Annotated in this window: 16 protein-coding genes; 4 read left to right on the forward strand and 12 right to left on the reverse strand. The window is 69.2% G+C overall.

What is annotated here, in order from left to right; all coding sequences use genetic code 11:
* Window positions 1-4: 4 nt before the first annotated feature.
* From mltG to IM776_RS08115, 6 genes are all read right to left on the reverse strand, one after another.
* Entirely contained in the window at window positions 5-1,453 is a 1,449-nt protein-coding gene (gene mltG, locus IM776_RS08090; protein ID WP_194419585.1) for an endolytic transglycosylase MltG, read from the reverse strand.
* Between the two features lie 2 nt (window positions 1,454-1,455).
* Complete coding sequence (ruvX, locus tag IM776_RS08095) at window positions 1,456-1,929, reverse strand: Holliday junction resolvase RuvX (protein ID WP_194419586.1); 474 nt, start codon at window positions 1,927-1,929, stop codon at window positions 1,456-1,458.
* Complete coding sequence (alaS, locus tag IM776_RS08100) at window positions 1,926-4,586, reverse strand: alanine--tRNA ligase (RefSeq protein WP_194419587.1); 2,661 nt, start codon at window positions 4,584-4,586, stop codon at window positions 1,926-1,928. The genes ruvX and alaS overlap by 4 nt, the downstream gene beginning before the upstream one ends.
* Window positions 4,587-4,650: 64 nt before the next feature.
* Complete coding sequence (locus IM776_RS08105) at window positions 4,651-4,839, reverse strand: hypothetical protein (RefSeq protein ID WP_194419588.1); 189 nt, start codon at window positions 4,837-4,839, stop codon at window positions 4,651-4,653.
* A 114-nt stretch (window positions 4,840-4,953) separates the two neighbouring features.
* Entirely contained in the window at window positions 4,954-5,583 is a 630-nt protein-coding gene (gene rpsD, locus IM776_RS08110) for a 30S ribosomal protein S4 (RefSeq protein ID WP_194419589.1), read from the reverse strand.
* Window positions 5,584-5,773: 190 nt separating this feature from the next.
* Window positions 5,774-7,102: a replication-associated recombination protein A gene (locus IM776_RS08115; protein WP_194419590.1), complete on the reverse strand. Its 1,329-nt coding sequence runs from the start codon at window positions 7,100-7,102 to the stop codon at window positions 5,774-5,776.
* Between the two features lie 83 nt (window positions 7,103-7,185).
* Between IM776_RS08115 and IM776_RS08120 the strand changes: the two genes are divergently transcribed.
* Both IM776_RS08120 and IM776_RS08125 read left to right on the forward strand, forming a co-directional pair.
* Window positions 7,186-7,473: a hypothetical protein gene (locus IM776_RS08120; protein WP_228479676.1), complete on the forward strand. Its 288-nt coding sequence runs from the start codon at window positions 7,186-7,188 to the stop codon at window positions 7,471-7,473.
* Between the two features lie 142 nt (window positions 7,474-7,615).
* On the forward strand, window positions 7,616-8,539 hold the full coding sequence (locus IM776_RS08125) for a formate/nitrite transporter family protein (protein WP_194419591.1): 924 nt from the start codon (window positions 7,616-7,618) through the stop codon (window positions 8,537-8,539).
* Window positions 8,540-8,595: 56 nt separating this feature from the next.
* Here the strand turns inward: IM776_RS08125 and IM776_RS08130 are convergent, their stop codons facing one another.
* From IM776_RS08130 to nirB, 5 genes are read right to left on the reverse strand one after another with little or no spacing between them, the layout of a single operon-like run.
* Complete coding sequence (locus IM776_RS08130; protein ID WP_194419592.1) at window positions 8,596-9,285, reverse strand: sirohydrochlorin chelatase; 690 nt, start codon at window positions 9,283-9,285, stop codon at window positions 8,596-8,598.
* Complete coding sequence (locus IM776_RS08135; RefSeq protein WP_194422560.1) at window positions 9,282-10,391, reverse strand: uroporphyrinogen-III synthase; 1,110 nt, start codon at window positions 10,389-10,391, stop codon at window positions 9,282-9,284. The genes IM776_RS08130 and IM776_RS08135 overlap by 4 nt, the downstream gene beginning before the upstream one ends.
* A gap of 17 nt (window positions 10,392-10,408) precedes the next feature.
* A complete protein-coding gene (gene cobA / locus IM776_RS08140) occupies window positions 10,409-11,644 on the reverse strand; it encodes a uroporphyrinogen-III C-methyltransferase (protein ID WP_194419593.1) in 1,236 nt (411 codons plus the stop codon).
* Window position 11,645: 1 nt separating this feature from the next.
* Complete coding sequence (nirD, locus tag IM776_RS08145; protein WP_194419594.1) at window positions 11,646-12,035, reverse strand: nitrite reductase small subunit NirD; 390 nt, start codon at window positions 12,033-12,035, stop codon at window positions 11,646-11,648.
* A complete protein-coding gene (gene nirB, locus IM776_RS08150; RefSeq protein ID WP_194419595.1) occupies window positions 12,032-14,596 on the reverse strand; it encodes a nitrite reductase large subunit NirB in 2,565 nt (854 codons plus the stop codon). The genes nirD and nirB overlap by 4 nt, the downstream gene beginning before the upstream one ends.
* Window positions 14,597-14,803: 207 nt before the next feature.
* Here nirB and IM776_RS08155 point away from each other — a divergent pair, with 207 nt between their 5' ends.
* Together IM776_RS08155 and IM776_RS08160 are read left to right on the forward strand one after the other, a co-directional pair.
* Window positions 14,804-16,156 carry a DUF349 domain-containing protein gene (locus IM776_RS08155; RefSeq protein ID WP_228479677.1) on the forward strand — a complete coding sequence of 451 codons (1,353 nt, stop codon included), beginning with the start codon at window positions 14,804-14,806 and terminating at the stop codon, window positions 16,154-16,156.
* A 51-nt stretch (window positions 16,157-16,207) separates the two neighbouring features.
* A complete protein-coding gene (locus tag IM776_RS08160) occupies window positions 16,208-16,768 on the forward strand; it encodes a hypothetical protein (protein WP_194419596.1) in 561 nt (186 codons plus the stop codon).
* Here the strand turns inward: IM776_RS08160 and IM776_RS08165 are convergent.
* A complete protein-coding gene (locus tag IM776_RS08165) occupies window positions 16,747-18,996 on the reverse strand; it encodes a RelA/SpoT family protein (RefSeq protein ID WP_194419597.1) in 2,250 nt (749 codons plus the stop codon). The two genes, IM776_RS08160 and IM776_RS08165, sit on opposite strands and share 22 nt — an antisense overlap.
* Window positions 18,997-19,031: the final 35 nt, after the last annotated feature.

The following is a 19,031-nucleotide window of genomic DNA, read 5'->3' on the forward strand; positions in this document are numbered from 1 at the left end:
CGGTTCAGCATCCCTGGTCGGGATTGGCGCGGCACCAGTCGTGCCAGGTCTCGATCGCGGCCTGATGCTCCTCGTAGGTCGTCGAGAACACGGTCTCGCCGCTCTGCGGGTTGATCGTGACGAAGTAGAACCAGGGGCCGTCCACCGGGTGCATGGCGGCGTCGATCGCTGCGTCACTGGGGTTGGCGATCGGCCCGACCGGCAGTCCCTCGTGCACGTAGGTGTTCCAGGGGTTGTCGTCGAACTGCGCCTCTTCGGAGGTGCTGACGACGCCGGCGTGCAGTTCGCCGTAGCCGTACTGCGCTGTCGAGTCCATCTGGAGCATCATGCCGTCGTCGAGCCGGTTCTGGATGACGCGGGAGACCTTGCCGAAGTCGCCCTGCCGTCCTTCCCGCTCGATGATGGAGGCGATGGTGAGAATCCGCTGCTCGTCCGCGGCGGTCACGCCGGCGGCGGCCAGCGACTCGCGGGTGCGATCCACCATGCGCTGGATGACCTGGGTCGCAGTCGCCTCCGGATCGAAGGTGTACACGGCGGGGAACAGCCAGCCCTCCAGGCTGTCGGCATCCACTCCGTACGCACCGGGGTCGTCCACAGCGGCCTCGAGCTCTTCGAGCGGGATGTCGATGCTTTCGCTGATCACGGGGAGAGACGACTCGATCGTGCCGCCCTCCGAGATGCCCACGGTGTTCGCGAGCATGTTCTCGGGATCGCGCAGGACCTCCAGCGCGGCCTCCGCGGTCATCTTCTCCTGCAGGGGATACACGCCGGGGTAGAACGTCACGGCGATGTTCTCATCGACGAGGTAATCGTAGAAGACGTCCTCCGTCCTGGTCACGCCGGCCTCGTGCAGCGCGCTCGAGATCGGGCCGCCGGTGTCGCCCTCGCGGACCGTCACCATGACCTCGCCGGTCGCCATCCCCGGCTCCCAGTCCGCGGGCGGGCCCCAGCCCATCACCTCGTTGATCTTGTCGCCGTAGGTGTTCATCACCCAGAATCCGGCGCCCACCGCGCCGCCGATCAGTGCGAGGACGACGATCAGCGCGATGAGGCAGCCGGTGCGGCGCTTCTTCTTCGCCGCGCGGGTGTGCACGGCTTCTCCGTGATCGGCTTCGAACAGTTCGTCCAACGTGGGTGCGGCCGGCTTCGCGGGTTCGTCCGGGGCCGTCGCCTCCGGGGCCGGTGCGTCTGCTGACGCGGCGTCGGCCGGCGCATCCACCGGGGCATCTCGCCCGGGTGCGGACGCGGGCGCGATCTCGGCCGACGCCTTCTCGGGGACCGGCTCGGTTGCCTGCGCGCCGGACTCAGCGGCTTCGCGGCGAGCCCGACGGGAACCCGGTGCCGGTGGCGTCGAGTCGGCGGCCGGTGCCCGATGCGAGGGCTCGGGCAGCTTCGCGAAGAGCTCGTCGGACAGACTGTGCGAACTCAGCTCTGGGTTCTCACGTGCGGGCATGCTCAGGTGGGCTCCTCGGGTGTCGGCACCACGGAACCGGCCGGGCTGCCGGTGCTCTTCTCCGTGTCGATCGCGTGCTGCAGCAGAACCACTGCGGCGACCTGATCGACAATGCTACGAGAGTTCCGCTGTGTTCTGCCAGAAGATCTCAGCGCGGCATGCGCGGAGACGGTGCTCAGTCGCTCGTCCACCATGCGCACCGGAACGGAGGTGAGGCGCTGCAGGGCTGCGGCGAACTCCCTGGCATCCGATGTCGACGGGGTGTCCGCGCCCTGCATGTTGACCGGCAGGCCGACGACGAACTCAAGCGGCTCGTACTCCGTCGCGATCTCCGCGAGACGCGCGAGTGAGGCATCCGACCGCGGCACGGTCTCGACAGGCACTGCGAGCATCCCATCGGGGTCGCAACGTGCGACGCCGACGCGGGCCTTGCCCACGTCGATGCCGAGCCGCACCCCGCGGCGGAAACCGGTCACGCGGTGCGCAGGTCGGTCGTGATGGCCGCGAAAGCGGCGGAAAGCGCTGCGGCATCCGTGCCGCCGCCCTGCGCCACATCGTCGCGTCCGCCGCCGCCGCCTCCGAGCACCCCGGCTGCGCGCTTCGCGAGCACGCCGGCCTTGGCGCCGGCGGCGCGCGCGGCATCGTTCGTCGCGACGACCACGACAGGCCGCCCGCCGACGATGCCGCCGAGCGCGACCACTGCGGCCTCAGAGCCGAGCCGCTCGCGCACGCTCAGCGCGAGTCCGCGGACGTCGTCACCCGAGACGACCTCTCCCACCGATACGGCGGCGACTCGGAAGGCACCGATGCGCTCGGCGGACTCGGCGATCGCGGGGACCTGCCCCTCGCGCTCCTTCGCCTCGAACCGGGCGATGCGCTTCTCGGCGCTCTTGAGATTCGCGGCGATCTCGGCGATGCGCTCGGGGAGCTGCTCGCGCGGGGTCTTCAGCGCAGACGTCAGCTGCGACACGATCGCGCGCTCCGCGGCCAGTTCGCGGAAGGCGTCCTGACCGACGAGGGCTTCGATGCGGCGGTTGGAGGCGCCGACCGACGACTCGCCGACCACGCTGACCAGACCGATCTCGGCGCTGGTGCTGACGTGCGTGCCCGCGCACAGCTCACGCGACCAGGGCCCGCCGATGTCGACCATGCGCACGACATCGCCGTACTTCTCTCCGAACAGCGCCATGGCGCCGGCATCCTTGGCCTCATCCAGCGAGACGATGCGGGTGGTCACCTCGAGCGAGTCCTGCACGGCGCGGTTGGTGATCTCCTCGATCTCCGTGCGGGTGTCGGTCGACAGCGGCTGCGACCAGGAGAAGTCGAAGCGCATGTAGCCGGCGCGGTTCAGCGACCCCGCCTGCGTCGCACCGGCGCCGAGGGTGTCTCGGAGCGCGGCGTGCACGAGGTGGGTCGCGGAGTGCGCCTGACGGGCGGCGCGGCGGTTCGCGGCATCCACCACGGTCGTGGCGCGGTCGTCGACGGCGACCGTTCCGGTGCCGACCTGCACCGTGTGGCTGATGAGCCCCTGGACGGGCTTCTGCACGTCCAGCACCTCGAGTTCGTACCCGGGGCCGACGATCGCGCCCTTGTCGGCGACCTGGCCGCCCGACTCGGCGTACAGCGTCGTCTCGGCGAGGATGATCTCTGCGACCTGCCCCTCGGTGGCCGAGGCGGCGGGCTGCCCGTCGATGAGGATGCCGAGCACACGCGAGTCGGTCTCCAGATCGGTGTACCCCGCGAAGGAGGTCTCGCCCAGTGCACGCAGGTCGCGGTACACCGAGACGTCCGCGAGCTGACGGCGGCGGCTCTTGGCATCGGCCTTCGCACGGGTGCGCTGTTCGGTCATCAGCTCGTCGAAGGCGCTGCGGTCGACGCTCAGACCCTGCTCCTCGGCGATCTCGAGGGTGAGGTCGATCGGGAAGCCGTAGGTGTCGTGCAGGAGGAACGCCTCCGACCCGGCGAGTGTCTCCTTGCCGGCCTTCTTCGTATCGGCCAGTGACAGGTCGAGGATGGTCGATCCCTGTGCGAGCGTGCGCAGGAAGGTCTCCTCCTCGGCGACCGCGAGACCGGAGATGCGGTCCCAGTCGGTCTCGAGCACCGGGTAGGCCGACTTCATGGCGTCGCGAGAGGTCGTGAACAGCTCGGGGAAGGTCGGGGCGTCCACGCCGAGCAGGCGCATCGAGCGCACGGTCCGGCGCATCAGGCGGCGCAGGATGTAGCCGCGACCGTCGTTGGCCGGCTTGACGCCGTCGGAGAGCAGCATGAGCGATGACCGCACGTGGTCGGCGATGACGCGGAAGCGGACGTCGTCCTCGTGCGAGACGCCGTATTCGCGGCCCGAGATCTCCATCGCCCGGTCCAGCACGGGGCGCACCTGATCGGTCTCGTACATGTTCTCGACGCCCTGCTTGAACATGGCGACGCGCTCGAGGCCCATGCCGGTGTCGATGTTCTTCTTCGGCAGGGGGCCGGCGATGTCGAAGTCGACCTTGGAGCGGACGTCCGAGAGCAGCTCCTGCATGAAGACGAGGTTCCAGATCTCCGTGAACCGGTTGTCGTCGACGAGCGGACCGCCGTCCGGGCCGTATGCGGGGCCGCGGTCGATGTAGATCTCGGAGCAGGGTCCTGCGGGGCCGGGCTGGCCGGTGTGCCAGTAGTTGTCCTCCTTGCCCATCCGCTGGATGCGCTCGGCGGGGAGCCCTGCGATCTTCTGCCAGAGTGCGGCGGCCTCGTCGTCGGTGTCGTAGACGGTGACCCAGATGTCCTTCTCGGCGAATCCGAGTCCGCCGTCGGCCTCGGAGGTCGTCAGCAGCTCCCAGGCGTAGCTGATGGCGCCCTCTTTGAAGTAGTCGCCGAACGACCAGTTGCCGAGCATCTGGAAGAACGTGCCGTGGCGGGCGGTCTTGCCGACCTCTTCGATGTCGTTGGTGCGGATGCACTTCTGGAGGTCGGTCGCGCGCGGATAGGGCGCAGGCAGGAGCCCGGTCAGGTACGGCACGAACGGCACCATGCCGGCGATCGTGAACATGACCGTGGGGTCGTCGCTCACCAGGGACGCGGAGGGCACGACCGTGTGGCCGTTCTTCTCGAAGTAGTTGAGGTAGCGCTGCGCGATTTCCGCGGTTTTCATTGCGTTGGTGCTGTCCTTGTCTGAGACGTGTGAATGCTGCGCGACCGGCATCCTGCGCGGATGATCAGTTCTCGCGGGGGTCCACGAGCCGCGCTTCCTGATCGCGGTACGCATCGCCGAGGATCGCGGTGAACTCGGTGATGCGCGCGTCGACGTCGGCCAGCAGGTCGTGGCCGCGCGGGTCCTTGTTCATGAAGTGAGCGGCGATGAATCCGCCGATCACGCCGATCAGGAACCACAGAAAGGTCTTCATGTCGTCATCCTCGCGATCAGGCCGCAGAGAGCGGCCTTTCCATCGTAGGCGGAAACGGCAGGAGGCGCCGGGATCTCCCCCGACGCCTCCTGATGCGAACTCAGAGAGCTGAGATCAGCGAGCCGCGTAGTACTCGACGACGAGCTGCACTTCACAGGTCACGGGGACCTCGGCGCGCTTCGGACGACGGACCAGGCGTGACTGCAGCTTGTCGAGCTCGACCTCGAGGTAGCCGGGGACGGGAGGCAGGACCTCGGCGTGACCGCCGGCTGCTGCGACCTGGAAGGGCTCGGTGCCCTCGCTCTTGGCCTTGACGTGGATGAGCTGACCCGGCTTCACGCGGAAAGACGGGCGGTCGACGAGCTGACCGTCGACCAGGATGTGGCGGTGCACGACCATCTGGCGGGCCTGTGCGGTGGTACGGGCGAAGCCCGAACGGAGCACGAGGGCGTCCAGACGCATCTCGAGCAGCTCGACCAGGTTCTCACCGGTCAGGCCGTCGACGCGACGCGCCTCGTTGAATGCGATGCGCAGCTGCTTCTCGCGGATGCCGTACTGCTCGCGCAGACGCTGCTTCTCACGCAGACGGACGGCGTAGTCGCTGTCGGCCTTGCGCTTGGTGCGGCCGTGCTCGCCGGGAGCGTAGGGACGCTTCTCGAGGTAGCGGGCGGCCTTCGGGGTGAGTGCCACGCCGAGGGCGCGGGACAGGCGGACCTTGCGGCGGTCCTGGGACTTCGTGACCACGAAGCATTCCTTCCGATGACGTGGACGTGTCTTTCACGTCTCACGGACGTATCTCCCGCGCTCTGCCTGGATCGCGCACGCCGGGGCGCGAAGAAGGTGGGGTGTGAACGAAGAGATGCCCGAAAACTGTGTTTCGAGCCGCTCAAGTCTAACAGACCGGTCAGCCGCGGTTCCTGACCCCTGTGAAGGGTCAGCGATCGTCGAGGATGCGGCGAATGCGCTCGAGCCGCGCCGAGGTGTCGCGCTCGGCACCGAGGCTCTTGGGCGCGTAGTAGCGCTTGCCGACGAGTTCGTCCGGAAGGTACTGCTGGGGCACGATGCCGTGCTCGTTGTCGTGCGGATACCGGTAGCCCTTGCCGTGCCCGAGCCGCTTGGCGCCGGGATAGTGCGCATCGCGCAGGTGCGGCGGCACGCGTCCGAAGCTGCCGGCGCGCACATCGGCGATCGCGGCGTTGATGCCGGCATATGCGGCGTTGGACTTCGCGGTGGTCGCAAGGTACACGGTCGCCTCCGCGAGCGGGATCCGCCCCTCGGGCATGCCGATGAACGCCACGGCGTCCGCCGCGGCCGTGGCGATCACGAGCCCCTGCGGATCGGCGAGCCCGATGTCCTCGGATGCCGAGATCACCAGGCGACGCGCGATGAAGCGCGGGTCCTCCCCCGCCTCGATCATCCGGGCGAGGTAGTGCAGCGCGGCATCCGGATCGGAACCGCGGATGGACTTGATGAAGGCGCTGATCACGTCGTAGTGCTCGTCACCCTGGCGGTCATACCGCAGCAGCGCCCTGTCCACGGCCTGGGCGACGTCGTCGGCCGTGATCGACGGAGCCGAGTCGCCCTCGGCGTGCGAGACGGCGACCGCCGCCGCGGCCTCGAGTCCCGTCAGAGCGCGGCGTCCGTCGCCGGACGCGAGCCGGACAAGCGCGGCGCGCGCGGCATCCTCGATCTCGACGGTCCCGCCCAGTCCGCGCGCATCGGACACCGCCCGGTCGACGAGCAGGGCGATGTCATCGTCGGTGAGAGGCTGCAGTGTCAGCAGGAGCGACCTCGACAGCAGCGGCGAGATGACCGAGAACGAAGGGTTCTCGGTGGTCGCGGCGATCAGGATGACCCAGCCGTTCTCGACGCCGGGCAGCAGGGCGTCCTGCTGCGCCTTGGTGAACCGGTGGATCTCGTCGAGGAACAGGATCGTGGTCTGTCCATACAGGTCGCGCTGGGTGATGGCCTCCTGCATGACCTCGCGGACATCTTTGACACCCGCCGTGATCGCCGACAGTTCGACGAAGCGGCGCCCGGACGAGCGGGCGATGGCCTGCGCCAGCGTGGTCTTGCCGGTGCCCGGAGGCCCCCAGAGGATGATCGAGACCGCTCCGGGCGAGGCGGCGTCGGGATCGGCCAGCGCCACGATCGGGGATCCGGCCCGCAGCAGATGCTGCTGACCCGCGACCTCGTCCAGCGACACGGGGCGCATCCGCACGGCCAGGGGCGTCTGTCCCGAGAGCAGTGGCGCGGATGTCATGCATCCAGGCTAATGCGCACCGCCGACAACCCTCACCGGTAGGCTCGCCTGTGGCGCTGGCGGTGTGCGCCGGAGGAAGGAAGATGATGGCGGGTCGTGGATCCAAGAACGCGGTGCGTACGAAGGCTGCCACCGAGCGCGCGCGCCTGTATGCGGCACGGACGTCGTGGCACGAGGGCCGGATCAGCCGTCGCGTGCGCGACAACACGATGGCGGGGATCATCGGCGGCCTCATCGTCGTCGCCTCGATCGTGAGCCAGTCCGTGCACGCGGCCGTCACGGTGCCGGAGCCCGAGCCGACCGAGACGTCGACGCCCGGGCCGCTGGAGAATCCGTTCGCCGACCTGTTCGCCACGACTCCCGCGGAGTAGCCGACCTCACACTCGCGAGTGCGCGGCTGTGAGCGGTTCGCTCCACACTCGTAACGAACGACGCCTCTACCGGAAACGCCGGTGGGTCACGCTGGGACCGAACCAGCTCGTGTGCTCATCGATTCATCCGTGGAGGTCGCCCGTGTCCTACGTCAAGCCCGCCGAACTCGTCACCCGAATGGTCGACGCCGGCGCCTACAAACTCCAGCTGTCCACCCGTGACACCCTGATCCGCGCGTTCATGGGCGCCGCATTCCTGACCCTCGGCGCCGCGTTCGCCGTCACGGTCACGACCAACACCGGCCAGCCGCTTCTGGGAGCGCTGCTGTTCCCGGTCGGCTTCGTCATCCTCTACCTGTTCGGCTACGACCTGCTCACCGGCGTCTTCACGCTGGGGCCGCTCGCGGTGCTGGACAAGCGTCCCGGCGCCACGCTGGGAGCGATGTTCCGCAACTGGGGCCTGGTGTTCCTCGGCAACTTCGGGGGCGCGTTCTTCATCGCGATCCTGATGGCGATCTACTTCACCTACGGCTTCTCCGCCGAGCCCAGCGCCGTCGGCCAGGCGATCGGCGAGATCGGGCACGGGCGCACGGTGGGCTACGCCGACCACGGCGCGGCCGGAATGCTGACGCTGTTCATCCGCGGCGTGCTGTGCAACTGGCTGGTCTCCACGGGCGTGGTCCTGTCGATGGCGTCCGACAGCGTGGTGGGCAAGGTGCTGGCCATGTGGCTGCCGATCATGCTGTTCTTCTACATGGGCTTCGAGCACTCCATCGTGAACATGTTCCTGTTCCCGTCGGGGCTGCTGCTGGGCGCCGACTTCACGATCATGGACTACCTGATCTGGAACGAGATCCCGACCGTGATCGGCAACCTCGTCGGCGGGCTGCTCTTCGTCGCGCTTCCGCTGTACTTCACACATGGCCGTCCCACCGCGCGCCGCGTCCGCGTGCGGAAGTCCCGCGCCGGCAGGGCGGCGTCGACTGGCGCTCCTGCCTCGACGGCAGTTGATGTCGAGGCCACGGCAGACAGCGACGTGGAGCGCGAGCCGGTCAGCGTCGGCTGACCGGGCATCGCTGAGTCCCGGTGAGACCGAAGCTCACCGGGACTTTCCGTATGTCATCAGCCCGCGTGCCACGCTGTGCGGAAGCGCTCGGCCACGATGGTCGCGATCCGCTCGTCCGGAGCCAGCGGCGCGCTCACGACATCCGCACCAGCGCGAGCGACGAGTCCGGCGAAGAAGCCGGGCGCGAGCACGTGGCTGGCGGCGATCACCCGCTGTGCGCCGACCGCGCGTGCTGCGGCCACCGCGTCGCCGATCCTGGGCGTGGATGCCGAGGCGAAGCCGACGCTCACCGGGACGGGGACGCGGTCGCGCAGTCGCCCGGCCGCGACCTCGACGTCACGGACCGCGTCCGGATTACTGGAGCCTGCGGCGGCGAGCACGACGTGATCGCCCTCGTGCCAGCCGTCCGGCAGTGCACTCGAGAGCCTGTCCGCGAGCACCTCGGTGATCAGCGGGTGGGTGCCGAGAGGTGCGGTCTGCCGCGCGTTCGGGTGCGCTTGTACGGATCGAGAGATGTCGACGGCGGTGTGGTGGCCGACGGAGAGCAGGAGCGGAACCACGATCACGTCGTCCCGCCGGGATTCCGCCGCGGTGACCACGTCGATCTGCGGATGCTCGACATCGACCACGGCGTGGACGACCTTCGCCTCCGGGACGAGGGTGCGCACACTCGCGACGAGCGCCTGCACGGCCTCCCGGCCTGCCGCGTCGGCCGTGCCGTGCGAACATGCGATGAGTGCCGTCATGCGCTCTCCTCCACGGCGAGGCGATAGCCCCGCTTCACGACCGTCTGGACCACCTCGAAGCCGCGGAGGGCCTCGCGCAGTCTCGCCACGGCCATCTCCACGGCGTGGGCGTTCTGTCCAGCCCGGGGCACTGCGGCTGCGATCTCGTCGCGCGAGAGCACGCGCCCGCACACGTCGAACAGGGCGCCGAGCGCGCTCACCGCTGTGCGGGACAGCGGGATGAACTCGCCGCCGATCACGACGCCGCCGCTGCGCATCGACAGCTCACCGGCGCTGGTGACGAGCGAGGGCGCGGCACCGCCTTCGCCGAAGAACCCGATCACGCACCGGGCGAGAGATCCGAGCCGGCCGCGCTCGGCCTGAGTCGTGCGGAGCCCGGCGTCCTCGAGCGGTGATGCCGTGATCGGGCCGACGGCCGCCAGAAGCAGTCGCCCGCGCGCGGCACGCTCGCGGATCGCCGTCAGGGCGCCATGGCGCTCCGCGGAGCGGACCCATTCCGATGCACCGGGCGCGGAGGTGAAGAGCACGGCATCCGCTTCACCGGCCGCGGCCTGCGCGACCGACCGCGCCACGATCGCAGGGTCCGGCGGCGGCCCCCACCGGTACACGGTCAGGGCGACCACGTCCGCGCCGGCGGAGGACAGCAGCGTGTCCAGACCGTCGGCGCCGGACCCGTGATGCTGCACGGCGATGCGCCTGCCCTCGAGCCGCGTGGAGAGCAGGTACTCCCCCACCTCCGCCGCTGTCTCGGATTCGGCGACCCAGTCTGCGACGAAGCCGGCCTGCTGGATGGCGCCGTGCGCCTTCGGGCCTCTCGCGATGAACTGCGTGCGGCAGAGGGCCGCGGTCAGGTCCTCGGCGAGGTCGTTCTCATAGGCGGCGTCCATCCATCCCCGGAACCCCACCCCGGTCGTCACGACCACGATGTCGGGTGGATGGGCGATCAGTTCCCGGGTGCGCTGAAGGAGCTCCTCGTCGTCGGCGCCTCGGACGATGCTCAGCGCGGGCGCGCGGTACACCTTCGCGCCGCGTCGTTCGAGGGCGCTCGCGAGGTCTCCCGCGCGCCGGTCGGCGGCGACCACGATCGTGCAGCCGGCGAGAGCCATGTCCAGCGTGCGCGAACTCACCGCGCGTTCTCCTCCGATCGCAGGTCGCTGGGGATCAGCAGTCCTGCACGTGCCACCTGGCCGAACACGATCACGGCGGGATTGCGCACCCCGACCTCCGCTGCGGCACCGTCGACCTCGCCGAGCGTGCTTCTCGTCGTGCGCTGCCGCGGCGTATGACCGTTCTCCACGATCGCGACGGGGAGGTCGGCGCCGATCCCGTGTTTGCGGGCCGCCGAGACAACCTTCGGCAGAGCGGCGACGCCCATGAGCATCACCGTGGTCACATCGGGGTCCGCGAGAGCGCGAAGGGTGGTCGGCGTCACCTCGCCCCGCCCGTTCACCACGTGCAGGGCGGATGCCGTCCCGCGGTGGGTGACGGGGATCCCCGCAGCCTGCGGCACCGAGATCGCGCTCGATGCTCCCGGTGTCACCTCGACGGGGATGCCGGCGCGCTGGCAGGCGATCACCTCCTCGCCGCCGCGGCCGTACACGAAGGGATCGCCGCCCTTGAGCCGCACGACCCGTCTGCCGGCCGAGGCGTGCTCGACGAGCAGCGCGTTGATCTCCTCCTGCGGCACCGGATGATGGTGCGGGCGCTTCCCGACGTCGATCACGAGCACGTCGGGATCGAGCTCGGCCAGCACGTCGGCCGTGGGTCCGAGGCGGTCGGCGATGACGACGTCGGCTTCGGCGAGCAGCCGCCGGGCCCGCACGGTCATGAGGTCGATCGGCCCGGGCCCGCCGCCGATCAGGTCCACCCGTCCGGCCTGCGTCACCCTCCGCCGGCGCAGGGGGATGCGGCCCGATGCCATCGCGAGGGCGATGGCATCGCGGACACCTGCGGCGCGCCGGGGGTCGACCCCGACGTCGCTGGCGACTCCGACGACGACGTCGCCCGATCGCGTCTGCGCGGTCATCCGCGCGCTGCCGTGAGCGCCGTCCGACGCGTTGACGCAGAACACCCTCTGCCGGTCGCAGGCCGCGGTGACCTCGCGATCCGCCGCAGGATCTCCGGTCGCCGTGTGGACGAGCCAGGCATCGGCGACATCGTCATGCGCGAATGCGCGCTGGTGCCACTCGATGCCGTGCTCGCGCACGAGAGCGTGGGTCTCCGGCGCGAGCGCGGGGGCGACGATGCTGATCAGCGCGCCGTCCGCGACGAACCGGCCCAGACGGCGCGCCGCCACGGCGCCCCCGCCGACGAAGAGCACGCGCCGGCCGGTGAGAGAGAGTCCGAGAATCGCCGTCATGTCAGTCCTCCAGGGTGGGATGACGGGCAGGGGCCGCAGATGGGGGCAGCAGGTGCACGTCCTCGCCGCTGACGATCACCCGCCACACCGGCAGGTGCGCCTCCGGCCTGCCCTGGGACTCCAGGCACTCTCCGGTGCGGAGGTCGAACACCTGCTTGTGCATCGGCGAGGCGACGGTCGGGCTCTCGCCTCTGGTTCCGACGATGCCGCGTGAGATCACGTTGGCACCGCTGAACGGATCGAGGTTCGAGACCGCCTGGATGCTGCCGTCACACAGCAGGAACACGGCGACCTGCTCCGATCCGACGAGCGCGGCTCTGCCCCTCTCGACCTCGAGATCGTCGATCCGGCACACCCGTACGGCCGTCGTGTCGGCGGCGACGACGCTCATCGGAGCACCGCCAGGGTGGTGCCGGCGATCAGCACGCTGCCGTCCTCGCGCTCGGACGGCGACGCCGGGCGCACCTGGCCGCGCGTCGCGACATAGGCGAGCGACGGGTCTGGGGTCTGGGCCGCGTTGACGAACGACTGGAAGCGCGCGAGCTTGTCCGGGTCGCGCAGGGTCGCGGCCCACTCGTCCTCGTAGTCGTCGACGTGCCGGGCCATGGCCGTATCGAGGTCCGCGCAGACGCCGAGGCTGTCGTCCAGGATCACGGACCGGAGCCCGTCCAGGCCGCCCTCGAGGTCTTCGCACCAGGGAGCCGTGCGCTGCAGCCGGTCCGCGGTACGGATGTAGTACATGAAGAACCGGTCGATCGCCTGGATGAGGGCGTCGTCCGAGAGGTCGGATGCGAAGAGCTCGGCGTGGCGCGGCGAGAAGCCGCCGTTGCCGCCGACGTACATGTTCCAGCCGCTCTCCGTGGCTATGATCCCGACGTCCTTCGACCGCGCCTCTGCACATTCGCGCGCGCAGCCGGAGACACCGATCTTCAGCTTGTGCGGCGCGCGCAGGCCCCTGTAGCGCAGCTCGAGCCGGACGGCCATGCCCACCGAGTCCTGCACCCCGTACCGGCACCAGGTCGATCCGACGCATGACTTCACGGTGCGCAGCGACTTGCCATAGGCATGACCGGACTCGAATCCGGCATCCACCAGCCGCCGCCAGATCAGCGGCAGCTGTTCGAGGCGCGCCCCGAACATGTCGATGCGCTGACCGCCGGTGAGCTTCGTGTACAGCCCGAAGTCCTCGGCCACCCGGCCGATGACCATGAGACCAGCGGGCGTCACCTCACCGCCCGGCATCCGCGGCACCACCGAGTACGTGCCGTCCTTCTGCAGGTTCGCCATGACGTGATCGTTTGTGTCCTGCAGGGTGGCGTTCTCGCCGTCCAGCACGTGAGCGCCGACCAGGACCGACAGGATGCTGGCGAGAGCGGGCTTGCAGATGTCGCAGCCCCGTCCTCGCCCGAACCGCTCGATGACGGCGCTGAAGGTGGTGAGCTCGGAGACCCGCACCGCGTCGAAGAGCTGCCTGCGCGACATGGCGAAGTGCTCGCAGAGCGCGTTCGACACGGTCTGGCCGAGCTTGGTGAGTTCCTGCCCGACGACCTTCTTGACCATCAGGACGCAGGAGCCGCAGGTGGCGCCGGCCTTCGTGCACGCCTTGACCTCGCCGGCATCCATGCAGCCCTCGTCATGCACGGCCCCGCGGATCCGGCCGGCGGTCACGTTCGAGCACGAGCAGACGACGGCCTCGTCCGGGAGGTCGCCTCCCGGTGTCTCCACTCCCCCTGCGGGCATCAGATAGGAGACCGGATCGGCGCCGAGCCGCGCGCCGACGAGGGGACGGAGCGAGCCGTACGCGCTCGCGTCGCCCACCAGGATGCCGCCCAGCAGCGTCTGCGCGTCATCGGAGAGCACGAGCTTCTTGTAGACGCCGGCCACGGGATCGGCGTAGACGACGTCCAGGGCGCCGGCGGTTTCGGCGAACGCATCGCCGAAGCTCGCGACGTCCACGCCCGAGAGCTTGAGCTTGGCCGACTCGTCATAGCCGGCGAAGGCGGCGTCCTCGCCGAGCAGACGCGTCGCCGCGACCTCCGCCATCGCATAGCCGGGCGCGACGAGGCCGACACTGCGACCGCCGAAGCTGGCCACCTCCCCGATCGCGAGGATCGCATCGTCGCCGGTCTGACAGCGATCGTCGATGATCACGCCGCCGCGGGGATGCACCGCGAGCTGAGCCGCACGGGCGAGCTCATCGCGCGGGCGCACTCCGACGGTGAACACGACGACATCCGCTCGGTGGATGCTGCCGTCCTGGAACTCCAGCGCCGTGACGCATCCGGATGCATCGGGATCGAGACGCGTGGTGCGCGACTCGGTGCGCACGTCGATGCCGCGTGCCTCGATGAGGCGGCGCAGCATGCTGCCGCCTGCCAGATCGAGCTGCGCCGACATGAGGCGATCGGACGACTGCACCACCGTGCAGTCGACATCCAGGCTCTGGAGCGCGCCCGCGGCTTCCAGCCCTAGCAGCCCGCCGCCGATCACCGCTCCGCGCAGCGGGCGTCCGAGCTCGCCGCTACGGCGCTGCACGAACCTCCTCAGCGCCTGCACATCGTCGAGAGTGCGGTAGACGAAGCATCCAGGCAGATCCGCGCCGTCCACGGCGACGCGGGCGGCATACGACCCCGTCGCGAGCACGAGGCGGCCATACGGCACGACGCGTCCGGAGTGCGTCTTCACGGATCGGCCGGCGCGATCGATGTGCGTCACCCGGTCCCCGGCGATGAATGCGACCCGATCGTCAGCCAGGATCTCGCGTTCCAGCGTCAGTTCGGCGGGAGTGGTCCCGGAGAAGTAGGACGTCAGTCCGACCCGGTCGTACGGATCGCGGTCCTCGTCGCCGATGACTGTGACGCGCACCGCGTGATCGGCTCGGCTGAGCAGGCTGTCCACGAAGCGGTGCGCGACCATTCCCGCTCCGACCACGACGATCTCGGTGACGTTCATCCGGCCTCCTGCATATCGGCGATGACCAGACACTATGCGGGCCGTGTTTCGCGAACCCGACGATGCCTGTTACGCGCATCGAACGATCTCCTCACAAAGCGATAACGATGCTGTGAGATCTCGGAACCGTGAGGCGGCCCCCTGCGTACTAGGCTGAACGAAGTCCTTTCCCACCCTCACGCGGGCTGACCGCGCAAGGAGCACATCGTGTCCGCAGACGAGACCTCGAAGCCGACCCCGCCCGTCCCCGCGCCTCCGCGCGTGCCGATGCCGCCCCGCACGCCGGCCCCGGCTGCGGCGCCCGCCGCGCCGGTATCGCCCGTCGCCGCCGCCGATTCGGCCGACTGGGGGCGCGTCACCGACGACGGCACCGTCGAAGTGCGAGAGGGCGACGATTGGCGCGTCGTCGGCCAGTACCCCGACGGCACGCCCGAAGAAGCGCTCGCCTACTACGTGCGCAAGTTCGACGACCTGGCCTTCAAGGTGCACACGCTCGAGCAGCGTCACCAGACCGGCGGTGCGTCGGCGAGCGACCTGACCGGTCAGGCGCAGAAGCTCGTGACCGAGGTCACCGGCGCCGCCGCCGTAGGCGACCTGGCATCCCTGCACACCCGGCTCACCGCCCTCACCGAGACCCTCGCCGAGGCGCGCGAGGCCGAGGCCAAGGCCGCCAAGGAGCAGGTCGATCAGGCGATCGCCGAACGCACGGTCGTGGTCGAGAGCATCGAGGCCGTCGCCGCGCGCGACCTGAGCAAGGTGCAGTGGAAGCAGGTCACCGAGGAGGTGAACGCCCTGTTCGAGACCTGGCAGTCCCAGCAGCAGAACGGTCCGCGTCTGCCGAAGGGCATCTCGCAGCAACTCTGGAAGCGCTTCCGCGACGCACGCGCCGTCGTCGACAAGGGTCGCAGGGCGTTCTACGCCGAGCTGGATGAGACTCACAAGGCCGCCCGCGATCGCAAGAACGCACTGATCGAGCGGGCAGAGGCCCTCGCGCCGAAGGGCGTCGACGGCATCCCCGCCTATCGCGCCCTGCTCGACGATTGGAAGGCCGCCGGCCGCGCCGGTCGTAAGGCCGACGACGCCCTCTGGGCGCGCTTCAAGGCGGCCGGTGACGCGCTCTACGCGGCCCGCGCAGAGCAGTCCGCTGCCGAGGAGGCCGAGTCGGCACCGAAGATCGAGGCGCGCAAGGCGCTGCTCGAAGAGGCCAAGGCCGTCGCCGATGAATCCAACATCAAGCAGGCGCGTGCGCTGCTGACGAAGATCCAGCGGCAGTGGGATGAAGTCGGCCGGATCTTCCCGCGCGAGCAGGAGCGGGCACTCGACGACAAGCTGCGGACTATCGAGCAGGCGCTGAAGTCTCGCGAAGAGGTCGACTGGAAGCGGAACAATCCCGAGACCAAGGCACGTGCGAACGACATGAGCCAGCAGCTGCTGGATGCGATCGAGAAACTCGAGAGCGAACTCGCCGCGGCCGAGAAGTCCGGTGACAAGAAGGCCGCCAAGGAAGCCGCCGACGCCCTCGAGGCGCGTCGTGCGTGGTTGAACGCGCTCGAAGGCTGACGTTATCCACAGTCGCCCCGGCAAGGGTGGGCAAGCGGTCACACTGAGAGTGTGCATCCGTCACTGCTCTACCTCCCCGGGGCGCCGCTGTCTCTGCCCGAGCTGACCGCGGCGCGTATGGACGGCCTGCTCATCGAGGTGGGCGAAGGCTACATGCCGCCCGACCTCCCCGAGGGGCCCGCGGCGCGCATGGCTTCGCTCGCGCCCATCCTCGCTCCCGGCTACGCGGCCAGCGGCCCGACAGCGGCGTGGGTGCACGGCGTCGGCGACGCGGCGCCCCGGTGCCACCATCTGCAACGGGTGTCAGAGCGTCGCACACGCGTGCGCCCCGTCCGCGACGTCGTGCTGCATGAGCGACGGCTCGATCCCGGCGACCTCGAGGTGATCTCGGGCATACCGGTCACGACCCGCGTGCGCACGCTCTCCGACCTGGTCCTCGGCGCCGGCGACGACCCGGAATCAGAACTCTGGATGCGACGGCTCGCCGCGGCATCGCCGGAACTCGTCGACGAGGTGCGCGGGATCGTCCAGGAGCGCAGACGGATGCCGGGAAAGCGGGCCGCGCTGGCGAGGATCGCCGAGCTGGCCTCCTACGAGGACGTCACACGGTAGACGTCGTACACGGCGTCGATCCGGCGCACCGCGTTCAGAACACGGTCGAGGTGCACCGAGTCGCCCATCTCGAACACGAACCTGCTGATCGCCAGTCGCTCGTCGTTCGTGTTGACCGTCGCCGACAGGATGTTCACGTGATGCTCGCTCAGCACCCGCGTCACGTCGGAGAGCAGGCCGGAGCGATCGAGCGCCTCGACCTGGATCTGCACTCGGAACACGCTCTTGGTGGTCGGAGCCCACTCCACCTCGATGAAGCGCTGCTCCTGATCGCTGAGGGCCTTCACGTTCACGCAGTCCGAGCGGTGCACGGACACCCCGCTGCCGCGCGTCACGAACCCGACGATCGGATCGCCGGGCACCGGCGTGCAGCACTTGGCGAGTTTGACGAGGATGTCGGACGCGCCGCGTACGAGGATTCCAGAGTCGCCTGAGCGCGGCTCGTGGGTGCGCGGGCGCGAAGGCAGGTCGATCGCGCCGGTGCTGGTGTCGTTCGCGGCGACGAGCGCCGTGACCTTCTCGAGCACGGACTGCGTCGAGACGTGTCCTTCTCCGACGGCCGCGTACAGCGCCGAGACATCTTCGTAATGCAGCTGCTGGGCCACGTCGGCGAAGGAGTCCTGGCTCATCATCCGCTGAAGGGGCAGGTTCTGCCGTCGCATCGCGCGGGCGATGGACTCCTTGCCCTGCTCGATCGCCTCTTCGCGCCGCTCCTTCGTGAACCAGCCGCGGATCTTGTTCCGCGCACGAGTGCTCTTGACAAAGCTGAGCCAGTCCTGGCTGGGGCCGGCCTCCGGGTTCTTGGAGGTGAAGACCTCGACGACGTCCCCGGTGCGCACCTCCGTCTCCAGCGGAACGAGGCGGCCGTTGACCTTGGCGCCCATGGTGCGGTGCCCGATCTCGGTGTGCACGGCGTACGCGAAGTCGACGGTGGTCGCGCCGGCGGGCAAGCCGATCACCCGGCCCTTCGGGGTGAAGACGTACACCTCTTTGGCGCCGATCTCGAAGCGCAGCGAGTCGAGGAACTCGCTGGGATCGGCCGTCTCGGCCTGCCAGTCCGAGATGTGCGCGAGCCAGGTCATGTCGGTGTCGCTCGGACCGTCGATGGCCTTGCCGCCGTTCATCCGCTCCTTGTACATCCAGTGCGCCGCCACGCCGAACTCGGCCTGCTGATGCATCTCGTGCGTACGGATCTGGATTTCGACCGTGCGTCCGCTCGGCCCGATCACCGTGGTGTGCAGCGACTGGTACAGGTTGAACTTCGGGGTGGCGATGTAGTCCTTGAAGCGGCCGGGCAGCGGTGTCCAGCGGGCGTGGATCGCGCCGAGCACTGCGTAGCAGTCGCGCACGGAGTTCACGAGGACGCGGATGCCGATCAGGTCGTAGATGTCGTCGAACTCGCGGCCCCGGATAACCATCTTCTGGTAGACGGAGTAGAGCTGCTTCGGCCGGCCGCCGACCTTCCCGCGGATGCGCAGATCGTGCAGATCCTCATTGATCGACTCGATGACCTGCTTGAGGTACTTCTCGCGCTGCGGTGTGCGCTGGGCGATCAGGCTGTTGATCTCGGCGTAGATCTTCGGATGCAGGACGGCGAAGGAGAGGTCCTCGAGCTCGGACTTGATCGTCTGGATGCCGAGACGGTTCGCCAGCGGCGCGTAGATCTCCAGGGTCTCCCTGGCCTTCGGAGCGGCCTTCTCCGGTGGGACGAAACCCCAGGTGCGGGCGTTGTGCAGCCGATCGGCGAGCTTGATCAGCAGCACGCGGATGTCCTTCGACATCGCGACGATCATCTTGCGGACGGTCTCGGCCTGTGCGCTCTCGCCGTACTTGACCTTGTCGAGCTTCGTGACGCCGTCGACGAGCATCGCCACCTCGTCGCCGAACACCTCCGTCAGCTCGGAGAGCGCATAGCCGGTGTCCTCGACGGTGTCGTGCAGCAGCGCCGCCGCGATGGCACGCGGCCCGAGACCCATCTCGGCGAGGATCTGCGCGACGGCGAGCGGATGCGTGATGTACGGCTCGCCGCTGCGGCGCTTCTGCCCCTCGTGCTTCTCCTTGGCGACCTTGTAGGCGCGCTCGATTATCGCGAGGTCGCCCTTGGGATGGTTCACCCGCACCGAGCGGATGAGATTATCGAGGTCGTTGACGCGGGGTGCGCGCGAGAAGATGCGAGGCACCAGCCTTCTCAGGCTCGAACCCTGCGCCTGTGTCGTGGCCTCCGCCATCCATTCACCTCCGGGTCAGATCATCCTACGCGTCC

It is taken from the genome of Microbacterium abyssi (assembly GCF_015277895.1).
GTDB lineage: Bacteria > Actinomycetota > Actinomycetes > Actinomycetales > Microbacteriaceae > Microbacterium > Microbacterium abyssi.

Excerpts from the sequence above, each read along its gene's own strand:
- mltG (WP_194419585.1), bottom strand. The coding sequence starts at position 1,453 with ATGCCCGCACGTGAGAACCCAGAGCTGAGTTCGCACAGTCTGTCCGAC.
- alaS (WP_194419587.1), bottom strand. The coding sequence starts at position 4,586 with ATGAAAACCGCGGAAATCGCGCAGCGCTACCTCAACTACTTCGAGAAG.
- IM776_RS08105 (WP_194419588.1), bottom strand. The coding sequence starts at position 4,839 with ATGAAGACCTTTCTGTGGTTCCTGATCGGCGTGATCGGCGGATTCATC.
- IM776_RS08115 (WP_194419590.1), bottom strand. The coding sequence starts at position 7,102 with ATGACATCCGCGCCACTGCTCTCGGGACAGACGCCCCTGGCCGTGCGG.
- IM776_RS08120 (WP_228479676.1), top strand. The coding sequence starts at position 7,186 with ATGATGGCGGGTCGTGGATCCAAGAACGCGGTGCGTACGAAGGCTGCC.
- IM776_RS08130 (WP_194419592.1), bottom strand. The coding sequence starts at position 9,285 with ATGACGGCACTCATCGCATGTTCGCACGGCACGGCCGACGCGGCAGGC.
- IM776_RS08135 (WP_194422560.1), bottom strand. The coding sequence starts at position 10,391 with ATGGCTCTCGCCGGCTGCACGATCGTGGTCGCCGCCGACCGGCGCGCG.
- cobA (WP_194419593.1), bottom strand. The coding sequence starts at position 11,644 with ATGACGGCGATTCTCGGACTCTCTCTCACCGGCCGGCGCGTGCTCTTC.
- nirD (WP_194419594.1), bottom strand. The coding sequence starts at position 12,035 with ATGAGCGTCGTCGCCGCCGACACGACGGCCGTACGGGTGTGCCGGATC.
- nirB (WP_194419595.1), bottom strand. The coding sequence starts at position 14,596 with ATGAACGTCACCGAGATCGTCGTGGTCGGAGCGGGAATGGTCGCGCAC.
- IM776_RS08165 (WP_194419597.1), bottom strand. The coding sequence starts at position 18,996 with ATGGCGGAGGCCACGACACAGGCGCAGGGTTCGAGCCTGAGAAGGCTG.